We start from the raw sequence: 262 nt of genomic DNA, 5'->3' as shown, positions 1-262 counted from the left end.
ATTCGGAAAGCTTTTGATAACGGGGTTACTTTATTTGATACCGCTGAAGCTTATGGACCTTTTGAATGTGAGAAGATTTTGGGCGAAGCGGTTTCTTCTTTTCGTGATAAAATAGTTATTGAAACTAAATTCGGTTGGAACATTGATCAGCAAACCGGGACACGCTTACCGGGATTGAACAGCAAACCTGAACATATAAAAATAGTAGTGGAAGGGATGCTGAAACGCCTTCGTACAGACCGTATTGATTTATTATATCAAC

1 protein-coding gene is annotated in these 262 nt (G+C 38.9%); it reads left to right on the top strand.

Translation table 11 applies throughout. The features are described 5' to 3' along the window. A partial coding sequence (locus SCA31_RS23975) for an aldo/keto reductase (protein ID WP_410699498.1) occupies window positions 1-262 on the top strand: 262 nt, incomplete at both ends.

Source organism: Chryseobacterium sp. SIMBA_028, from assembly GCF_046535285.1.
GTDB lineage: Bacteria > Bacteroidota > Bacteroidia > Flavobacteriales > Weeksellaceae > Chryseobacterium.
This window is presented reverse-complemented; position numbering and strand designations above follow the sequence as displayed.